Genomic DNA, 8,261 nt, shown 5'->3' on the forward strand with positions numbered 1-8,261 from the left:
ACTGAAGTAGCCCTATGTTCGGACAAAATCAGAATCGGAGCTCTTCCTTTTGTCTGAAGTTGGACTAGGTTCGGACAAAACCAGAGTCGGAGCTCTTTCTTTTGTCTGAAGCAGCACCAGGTTCGGACAAAACCAGAATCGGAGCTCTTCCTTTTGTCTGAAGCAGCACCAGGTTCGGACAAAACCAGAGTCGGAGCTCTTCCTTTTGCCTGAAGTTGCCTCAGGTTCAGCCAAAATCCACTAGTATCCCTCAGGAATTGTCCGAAGCATTCTAGGCTCAGGTTCTAAACAAACCCAAGCTTGTCTCTACTTCTTGTTATATTCGAATTCGTACAAGCATATATTTGAACGAGTGTCTGAGAGTATCTTAGTTTACTATTGGAACAACTATAGAGGGAGGTTCGTTCAATATATGCGTGTATCAAATGTGACGGTCAGAAAGAGGCTGGCTCTCGTTCTGGTGGTTGGAATTTTAGTGTTTTTCATCATAGATGTCCGACTTGGCTATGTGCAATTTATGCTGGGAGATTTTTTGACAGGGAAGGCAAAGGATTCTTGGAGCAGGAACGTCCCATTTGAACCTCAGCGCGGGGAAATAACGGATAGGAATGGAGTGGCGCTTGCAACGAATATTAGTGCACCGACTGTATACGTGGTGCCACGCCAGGTGGAGGATCCCGAAGCTGCTGCGGAAATATTGGCGAAGGCTTTGAATATGTCTAAAGAGAAGGCCTATCAACATATTACTAAAAAAGCGATGATTGAGAGAATTCCAGAGGGCAGAAAGATTTCTCACGAGAAAGCGAAGGAAATCAGGGCGCTCGATATCAAAGGTGTTTACATCGGTGAGGATTCAAAGCGTCATTATCCCTATGGTAGTTATTTGTCACATGTGCTTGGATTCGCAGGGATTGACAACCAGGGGTTGATGGGACTGGAGCTCTATTATGATAAAGAATTAAAAGGCCAAAAAGGCTCGGTTCAGTTTTATGCAGATGCAAAACAGCAGCGAATGAACAATATGGCGGATGATTATGAACCGCCGGTGGATGGACTTGATTTAAAGCTGACGATCGACAGCAGGGTACAGACCATTGTTGAGAGGGAGCTAGATATTGCTCAGGCGAAATACAATCCGGATGGTATCATTGCAATTGCAATGAATCCGAATAACGGGGAAATTCTCGCAATGTCGAGCAGGCCTGACTTTGATCCGGCTAACTTCCGCAATGTAGCACCAGAAGTCTATAATCGTAACTTGCCGATATGGAGCACATATGAGCCAGGATCCACTTTTAAAATCTTGACCCTGGCGGCAGCCCTTCAGGAAGGAAAGGTCGACCTTGAAAAAGATCACTTCCATGATTCAGGTTCAGTAGAAGTGGCTGGAGCGAGAATACGCTGCTGGAAAAAGGGCGGCCATGGTAGCCAGACGTTCCTTGAAGTTGTCGAGAATTCGTGCAACCCTGGATTCGTTGAGCTTGGGGATAGGTTAGGGAAAGAAAAACTGTTTAAATATGTGAAGGATTTTGGATTTGGCGAGAAAACTGGCATTGACCTTCAAGGGGAAGGCAAAGGAATTTTGTTCAATCTGGACAGAGTCGGTCCGATCGAGCAGGCAACAACAGCTTTTGGGCAGGGTGTTTCCGTCACACCAATCCAGCAAGTCGCTGCGGTTTCAGCAGCAGTAAATGGTGGAATACTTTATACACCTTATATTGCTAAAGAGTTGATTGACCCTGTTACAGGGGAGGTTGTCATGAAGAAATCCCCGCAGGCCAAAAGAAGAGTAATCTCTGAAGAGACTTCAAAAGAGATAAGGCATGCGCTTGAAAGTGTCGTAGCGAAGGGTTCAGGTAAAAATGCTTATGTAGACTCTTACAGAGTTGGCGGCAAAACTGGTACTGCCCAGAAGGCAAAGGATGGCCGCTACCTCGAAAATAACCATATCGTTTCATTCATAGGTTTTGCACCTGCGGATGATCCTCAAATCGTTATTTATGTAGCGGTTGATAACCCGAAAGGTACAGTACAGTTTGGTGGGGTAGTGGCAGCCCCTATCGTTGGTGATATTATGGAAGACAGCCTGCGCGCTATGGAGGTTCCTCCACGGAAGGACCAGATTGAAAAAGAATTGACATGGATGGACACACCTATGGTGGAGGTGCCTGACCTGATCGGTTTATCCAAGCAGGAGCTAAGGCAACAACTTATCAATTTCAAGCTTGATATTGCAGGTGATGGGGAGAAAGTTGTGAAACAGCTTCCTTCACCAGGTGTGAAAATTAAGGAAGGATCAACCATTAGGGTTTATATGAATGATTAATTAAGAGCGATAATTAAAACATAAACTCATGGTGAGCAGGCGGCGGCAGGATAATCATCCGCCGCCTGCTTTAGGATACTTGGATATTTCGCTTGTTGAGGAGCAGCCCCAGTCTAACTCGTATAAAAAGGGCTTGTTCTTTTCGTCTCAACAATGGCTAATTTCAGCCTAATCATGTAAAATAAGAGTCGCCATGTTGTTTGAGAGGATTTGATATTTATGAAATTACACGAATTGATTGGATACTTGCACCCGTTCGTGGATTACAAGGGAGAAAATCCCGAAATTACTTCAATTGAAAATGATAACCGCAGAGTGACTCCTGGAAGTTTATTCATATGCATAAAAGGTTATACAGTTGATGGTCATGATTTTGCTGGATCAGCCGTGAAAAATGGAGCTGCAGCCGTTCTGGCCGAACGAGAACTGCCTGTGAATGTCCCGGTAATTGTTGTGAAGGATACGGTGCGTGCAATGGCTGTGCTTGCTGATGCGTTTTTCGGCCAGCCTAGCCATAAGCTTCATCTGGTTGGGATCACTGGTACGAACGGAAAGACTACGACCAGCCATATTATTGAACAGATTTTCAAGGATGCTGACCAGAAAACCGGCTTGATTGGAACGATGTACACAAAGATTGGCGAGCAAATTTTTGAAGTGAAGAATACAACACCGGAGAGCCTGACCCTTCAAAAGACGTTCAAGAAAATGGTCGACGAACAAGTTGATACAGCGGTAATGGAGGTATCTTCGCATGCGCTTGTTTATGGCCGTGTCCATGGTACGGATTACAATGTAGCTGTTTTCACGAACCTGACTCAGGACCATCTGGACTACCATAAGACAATGGAGGAATACAGAAAAGCAAAGGGACTTTTGTTTTCACAGCTTGGAAATGCCTTTAACCATGAGAAACCGAAATTTGCAGTCCTGAATTCAGACGATCCGGCAAGTGATGAGTTTGCTATGCTGACAACAGCCCATATCTTAACTTATGGGATTGACAACCATGCTGACCTGCAGGCAATCAACATTGCAATGACAGCCAGCGGAACATCATTTGATTTGGTCAGCCCGTTTGGTGTAAAAAAGGTAAACATCCAGTTGATCGGAAAGTTCAGCATTTATAATGTACTTGCGAGCATCGGAGCTGCCCTCGTTTCTGGCGTACCTTTAGAGGCTATTATCGCATCTGTTGAAGGTGTTAAAGGAGTTTCGGGAAGGTTTGAAGTAGTCGATGCAGGACAGGATTTCTCTGTGATCGTTGACTATGCCCATACCCCTGACAGTCTTGAAAACGTCCTGAAAACAATACAGCAATTTGCGCAGAAAAGGGTTTACTGTGTAGTTGGCTGTGGAGGCGACCGGGATCGAACTAAGCGTCCGCTTATGGCGAAAATCGCTTGTGAATATTCTACAGATGCCGTCTTCACATCGGATAACCCGCGCAGCGAAGATCCGGCAGTAATCATCAAGGATATGGAAGAAGGAGTAAAGGGCGAAGTTTATACTTCGATTATTGACAGGAAGGAAGCTATCCAGCACGCCATAAAAAATGCGAAGTCTGGGGATGTAATCTTGATTGCTGGGAAGGGCCATGAAACATACCAGCAAATAGGTGACAGAACATTCGACTTTGATGACCGAATTGTGGCACGCGAGGCGATAGAGGAGAGGTAATATGCTGACATACCAGGATGTTTCAAGTCTATTTTCAAGAGCAACTGGAATAAGGGATGAGAATATCCACTTTCATACTGTAAGCAGTCTGGCTGGTGCTAAACAGCCTAAAGGGCTATTTGTACCGGTATCGAATGATTCCGGAACTTTACAGGATGCGATTTCAAATGGTGCTGTGGCAGCTGTCTGGCCTGAAGGCGAGCAGGTGCCGGCATACGCGCCAAACCACTTCCCGATTTTATACACACAAGATAATTTGAAAGGCTTAGAGAAAATTATGAACTCATACTATGATTACTTAATACAACACGAAGACGTCAACGAAAGAACTAAATTCATTTTCCTGAACAAAGCACTTCTTAATGAAGCTGATGAAACATATGATATAGCTGTGATGGCCGAAAACATCAATGGTTACGGCAGCAATCGTAATAAGGCAGGTGAGGAATAGAATGCTGGAGCAAGTTATCTTTTTCACAATATTGATGGGTTTCCTTATCACTGTTCTGCTTTCTCCAGTGTTTATTCCTTTTTTGAGAAGGCTTAAATTTGGCCAGAGCATCAGAGAAGAAGGGCCGAAATCGCATCAGAAAAAAACAGGTACACCGACTATGGGCGGCGTCATGATATTAATCTCCATCACAATCACGACCCTCGTCATGACAGGGAAGTTCTCCCAGCCTTCAGTGGAAACGTATCTATTGTTATTTGTTACTCTAGGATTTGGCTTGCTTGGCTTTATGGATGATTTCATCAAGGTTGTCATGAAGCGAAACCTTGGCTTGACTTCGAAACAAAAACTGCTTGGCCAGATTGTTATTTCCGTTATTTTTTACTTCATATTCAAGCAAAGTGAATTATCAACAGTCATCAGCATCCCGTTAACGGACATTTCTTTTGATTTGGGATGGGGATATGCGCTGTTCATTATTTTCTGGATGGTCGGGTTTTCGAATGCTGTTAACCTGACGGACGGGCTTGACGGGCTGGTTTCCGGAACAGCTGCGATTGCATTTGGGGCATTCGCTGTACTTGCCTGGAGCCAATCTCAATATGAGCTTTCTATTTTTTCAGTCGCGGTGGTTGGCGCTGTTTTAGGATTCCTTGTATTTAATGCACATCCTGCTAAAGTGTTTATGGGAGACACTGGTTCCCTCGCTCTTGGTGGTGCAATTGCAACTGTCGCAATCCTTGCGAAGCTTGAAATTATCCTGATCATCATTGGCGGAATATTTGTGATTGAAACATTATCCGTTATCCTTCAGGTTATTTCATTTAAAACTACGGGGAAAAGAATCTTCAGGATGAGTCCACTTCACCACCACTATGAATTGATTGGCTGGTCAGAATGGCGTGTTGTTGTCACGTTCTGGACTGTAGGCCTTCTTTTCGCTATCCTTGGAATTTATATTGAGGTGTGGATCTAGATGAAAGATATCAAAACATATCAACATAAAAAGATACTAGTACTTGGCCTTGCCAAGAGTGGAGTCAGTGCGGCTGCTCTACTACATAAACTAGGGGCTTTTGTAACTGTCAACGATAGTAAGCCTCTCTCTGAAAATCCCGAAGCGCAAGGATTGCTTGAGCAGGGAATCAAGGTTGTTTGTGGAAGCCATCCGATCGAATTGATGGACGAAGGCTTTGAACTCGTCGTCAAGAATCCCGGAATTCCGTACTATAATCCTATGATTCTAAAAGCGATTGAAAAAGAAATTCCGGTAATTACAGAGGTTGAGCTCGCATACCAGATTTCAGAGGCACCGCTGATTGGTATTACAGGAACTAACGGAAAAACAACTACTACGACGTTAATATTCGAAATGCTTGAGGCAGGAAACAAGCATCCATTGATTGCAGGCAATATCGGTACGGTAGCATCAGGTGTTGCTCAGGAAGCCACAGCTGAAAATACGATTGTCATTGAACTGTCATCATTTCAATTGATGGGAATCGACCAGTTTAAGCCTCGGATATCCATCATTACAAATTTGTATGACGCACACCTGGATTATCACGGTACAAGACCTGAATATATTGGTGCAAAGGCTAGGATTACACAAAATCAGACTGAAGAAGACTTCCTGATTGTCAATGCCGACCAGGAGGAATGCATGGAAATTGCCCGCAATTCCCGAGCGCAAATCGTTCCTTTTTCAACAAGGAAGGTGCTTGAAAGTGGTGCTTATGTTAAGGCTGGATGGGTTTGCTTTAACGGAGAGCAAATTATTGAAACAAATGATATCGTCCTGCCGGGCAAGCATAATCTGGAGAATATACTATCTGCCGTAGCGGCGACGCTGCTTTCAGGTGCAGATAAAGAGGCCATCAGTAAGGTGCTTACTACCTTTGCAGGCGTTCGTCACAGGCTTCAGTATGTGGCCACTATCGATGAACGTAAATTTTATAATGACTCAAAAGCAACGAATATTTTAGCTACTGAAAATGCCCTCGCAGCTTTCGATGCACCAATCGTCTTGCTGGCCGGGGGTCTTGACAGGGGCAATTCTTTTGATGAGCTCGTTCCTTCATTAAAAAATGTTAAGACATTGATTACTTTTGGAGAGACAGCTGAAAAAGTTGGACAGGCTGGACAAGATGCAGGAATAAAAACGATTTTGCGGGCCGATAATGTGGAAAAGGCCGTTCCCGTGGCATTTGAACATTCAGAACCCGGTGATGTCATCCTGCTGTCTCCAGCATGTGCAAGCTGGGATCAGTACAAAACTTTTGAGGTCAGGGGAGACATGTTTATCGAGGCTGTGCATAAGCTTAAGTAAGGGCTTGTCTTGAACAACATGACTCAGGTTGCTTGGCCTCATTGCAGGCTGGATGGGAAGCGGTATATGAGCCCTAAATCATACAGCCGAGGTGTATTGCTTTGCCAACGAAAAAATCTACTCCAGACATTTTTCTAATGATTGTTACATTTACGCTTTTGGCAGTGGGCTTGATCATGGTCTATAGCGCAAGTGCTGTCTGGGCGGACTATAAGTTTAATGATTCTTTTTTCTTTGCGAAACGGCAAATGCTGTTTGCAGGTGTCGGGATCATCGCGATGTTTTTCATCATGAATATTGACTATTGGACATGGAGAACATGGGCAAAGGTCATTTTGATTATTTGTTTTGTCCTGTTGATCCTTGTTTTGATTCCTGGAGTCGGGAATGTGCGGAATGGATCAAGGAGCTGGATAGGAGTAGGTGCCTTTTCGGTTCAGCCATCAGAGTTCATAAAGATTGCGATGATTGCCTTCCTCGCGAAATTTCTGTCAGAGAACCAGAAAGCAATCACTTCATTTAAAAAGGGACTTTTCCCTTCTTTAGGGCTTGTGTTTTTGGCATTTGGCCTCATTATGCTTCAGCCTGATTTAGGAACAGGAACAGTCATGGTCGGTACTTCAGTAGTCATCATCTTTATTGCCGGTGCCAGGATTAGCCATTTTGTCGGACTCGGTCTGCTGGGCGTCGCCGGTTTTGTGGGACTGATTATTTCTGCGCCATACAGGATGAAACGGATTACTTCGTTTCTAGACCCATGGCAGGATCCTCTCGGAAGTGGGTTTCAAATGATCCAATCCCTATACGCAATCGGTCCTGGGGGATTGTTCGGTCTTGGCCTGGGACAAAGCAGGCAAAAGTTCTTTTATCTGCCTGAACCCCAAACAGATTTTATATTCGCGATTCTCGCTGAGGAGCTTGGGTTCATTGGCGGTTCATTGATTCTTCTTTTATTCTCCTTATTGCTTTGGAGGGGAGTAAGGATTGCGCTTGGGGCTCCTGATTTATTCGGAACATTCCTGGCCACTGGGATCATTGCAATGATTGCCATCCAGGTCATGATCAATATCGGTGTTGTCACCGGCCTAATGCCTGTTACTGGCATCACGCTTCCATTCCTGAGTTACGGTGGGTCATCCCTGACACTGATGCTGATGGCTGTCGGAGTGCTGCTGAATATCAGTCGGCATTCGAGATATTAGTAGTAAAATAAAAGACCCTGCTGCAGGGTCTTTTATTTGTTGTTATATGGGAAATGATAAAATAATATCGTTGTGAATAACTATATATGGTTTTCTTAATCCAGCTCCAGCGCCTAGCCCCTCGAGTCGCTTGTCTAGCTGCGGCTCCTAACTCCTCGAGACGTTTGTTTCGGTCCTGCCAATGAAGTCAAAGAGCGACTTCACTGGCAGGCCCTCCAACGCTTGTCGGAGTTGGGCAGTCGCCTCCGCTTTTCGAATTGTCTAGTTTTGCCT

General features: G+C 44.6%; 6 protein-coding genes. All 6 read left to right on the plus strand.

Translation table 11 applies throughout. The features are described from left to right. Positions 1-412: 412 nt before the first annotated feature. A complete protein-coding gene (locus TY49_RS19830) occupies positions 413-2,326 on the plus strand; it encodes a stage V sporulation protein D (protein ID WP_041967643.1) in 1,914 nt (637 codons plus the stop codon). A gap of 219 nt (positions 2,327-2,545) precedes the next feature. Next, a complete protein-coding gene (locus tag TY49_RS19835) occupies positions 2,546-4,006 on the plus strand; it encodes a UDP-N-acetylmuramoyl-L-alanyl-D-glutamate--2,6-diaminopimelate ligase (RefSeq protein ID WP_041967644.1) in 1,461 nt (486 codons plus the stop codon). A 1-nt stretch (position 4,007) separates the two neighbouring features. Then, entirely contained in the window at positions 4,008-4,457 is a 450-nt protein-coding gene (locus TY49_RS19840; protein ID WP_041967645.1) for a hypothetical protein, read from the plus strand. A gap of 1 nt (position 4,458) precedes the next feature. Beyond that, positions 4,459-5,433 (plus strand): phospho-N-acetylmuramoyl-pentapeptide-transferase, encoded by a 975-nt coding sequence (gene mraY / locus TY49_RS19845; RefSeq protein ID WP_041967646.1) that lies wholly within the window; start codon positions 4,459-4,461, stop codon positions 5,431-5,433. Beyond that, complete coding sequence (gene murD, locus TY49_RS19850) at positions 5,434-6,786, plus strand: UDP-N-acetylmuramoyl-L-alanine--D-glutamate ligase (protein WP_041967647.1); 1,353 nt, start codon at positions 5,434-5,436, stop codon at positions 6,784-6,786. Positions 6,787-6,887: 101 nt separating this feature from the next. Then, entirely contained in the window at positions 6,888-7,988 is a 1,101-nt protein-coding gene (gene spoVE, locus TY49_RS19855) for a stage V sporulation protein E (protein WP_041967648.1), read from the plus strand. Positions 7,989-8,261: the final 273 nt, after the last annotated feature.

Origin of the sequence: Mesobacillus selenatarsenatis SF-1 (assembly GCF_000813125.1) — a bacterium.
Classification (GTDB): Bacteria; Bacillota; Bacilli; order Bacillales; family Cytobacillaceae; genus Mesobacillus; species Mesobacillus selenatarsenatis.